This is a genomic window from Burkholderia sp. LMG 13014 (assembly GCF_905232215.1).
In the GTDB taxonomy this organism is placed as follows: Bacteria; Pseudomonadota; Gammaproteobacteria; order Burkholderiales; family Burkholderiaceae; genus Burkholderia.
On record NZ_CAJNKE010000885.1, the window covers coordinates 1 to 1,789 of the forward strand.

The following is a 1,789-nucleotide window of genomic DNA, read 5'->3' on the forward strand; positions in this document are numbered from 1 at the left end:
CAGTTCCTTGGCCGCCGTACCCTGGCCGGCGATCACGTCCGGGTGATCGTAGGGCGGGATCAGCGTGAGCCCGTGCTGCGCCGCCAGATCGCGCCCGATCTGTTCGCGATCCTCGGTGTAGCGGTCGTAGGTCACGACCTTGCCGCCGTAGCCGCGCGTCGCGGCCATTTTCGCGGCCGGCGCATCCTGCGGCATCACGATCGTCGCGGGAATGCCGAGCATGCGCGCCGACAACGCGATTGCCTGCGCATGGTTGCCGGACGAGAACGCGACGACGCCGTTGCGGCGCTGCGCCGCGTCGAAGCGCGACAGCGCGTTGAACGCGCCGCGGAACTTGAATGCGCCCATGCGCTGCAGGTTCTCGCACTTGAAGAACACTTGCGCGCCGAGCGCTTCGTCGATCGTCCGCGACGTCATCACCGGCGTGCGGTGCGCATGGCCTTCGAGCCGGGTCGCCGCGGCGGCAACGTCGTCGTACGTGGGGAGAGTCGGAGAGTTCATGGGATGCCCGTTGGTCGTTGAAATCGTTCAGCAGGAAAGCCGCGCGTGCCACGCGCTTGCGTCATTTCGCATCGTTGTAGACGGTCGCGCGCGAGACGCCGAGATGCTGCGACACGATTTCCATCGCGCGACGCACTTCGAGAAAGCCGTCGGCCTTCAGCGTCTGCATCAGCTCGCGGCGCTGGTCGGTCTTGAGCTCGCGCGGCGTCGTCGCGAGACGCATCGCGAATGCGTCGATGCGTTGCCGGATCGCGTCCGCGCCGGCCGGGTCGAGCGTTTCGGCGATGGCTTCGCCGTCCGTGCTGCAGAACTGGTTCAGCATGCCCTGGAAGCCGCGGAACAGCGTGACGTCGGCATTCAGGCACAGCGCGGCCACGTAGCGGCCGGTCGAATCCTTGATGCCGATCGACGTGCTTTTCGCGGTGCGGCCGTCGGCGAAGCGGTTCGGGTAATTGGCGAGCACTTGCGGGAAATCGTCGTCCGCGATGCGGGCGAGGCCGAGCTCGGTCGCGGGATCGCCGACTGCGCGCCCCGACAGGTTGTTGTGGATCGCGAGGATCGCGTGCTTCGGCGTGCGCAGGTCGTGAACCACGACCTCGGTGAACGGCGCGAACATCGCGCCGAGCCCTTCGGCAATGCGCTGCACCTGTTCGATCAGCGAGGCCTGTTCCGACGTCGCTTTTTTCCGGGTGGTGGTCATGATGGTTTCGCGTTCAGGTTTCGGATCGATGCGATGGCTTCGGGAACGGGGCAGCCGGCGTGTTACGCGCCGTCCGCGGCTTCCGGCCGGGTGATGTCGGCGAGCAGCGGCTGTGCGATCCGGACGTAGTCGGCCGCGTCGAGCACGACGGAGCGGTCGAGGCGGCCCGCATTGAATGCGATTTCCGTATTGCGTTCGACCAGCGCGGGATCGACGACGAGCGTCACGCTGGGGTCGAACACGAACGGCGGCACGGCGCCCATCACGCAGCGCGTGACGGTGGCCGCGAGGTCGGGCGAGGCGAGCGTTGCCTTGCGGCGGCCGACGGCATCGGCAACCTTGCGGAAATCGATCTTCAGGTGGCCGGGAATCACCGCGAGCGCGGTGGTGTCGCCGCCATCCTTGAACGTGCACAGCATCGCCTTCGCGCCCTGTTCGGGGCGTGTGCCGCGCAGCGCGGCGATCGCGTCGGATTTGCCTTCGGCCGGATGCTCCAGCACGCGAAAGCGCGCGCCGGACGTGTTCAGCAGATCGCAAAGCGTGTCGAAAACGGGGTAGTCGCTCATGTCGCTCCGGGCAGGTGGGGCC

Annotated in this window: 3 protein-coding genes; all 3 read right to left on the reverse strand. The window is 67.4% G+C overall.

The features are described 5' to 3' along the window. The coding region (locus tag JYJ84_RS35800; protein WP_205190221.1) for a pyridoxal-phosphate dependent enzyme at positions 1-501 on the reverse strand (501 nt) is incomplete at its 3' end. A 61-nt stretch (positions 502-562) separates the two neighbouring features. Next, positions 563-1,201, reverse strand: a complete 639-nt coding sequence (locus tag JYJ84_RS35805; RefSeq protein WP_122947116.1) for a transcriptional regulator — start codon at positions 1,199-1,201, stop codon at positions 563-565. 62 nt (positions 1,202-1,263) lie between these two features. Continuing rightward, complete coding sequence (locus JYJ84_RS35810; protein WP_174961394.1) at positions 1,264-1,767, reverse strand: YbaK/prolyl-tRNA synthetase associated domain-containing protein; 504 nt, start codon at positions 1,765-1,767, stop codon at positions 1,264-1,266. Between the last annotated feature and the right edge of the window lie 22 nt (positions 1,768-1,789).

Excerpts from the sequence above, each read along its gene's own strand:
- JYJ84_RS35805 (WP_122947116.1), bottom strand. The coding sequence starts at position 1,201 with ATGACCACCACCCGGAAAAAAGCGACGTCGGAACAGGCCTCGCTGATC.
- JYJ84_RS35810 (WP_174961394.1), bottom strand. The coding sequence starts at position 1,767 with ATGAGCGACTACCCCGTTTTCGACACGCTTTGCGATCTGCTGAACACG.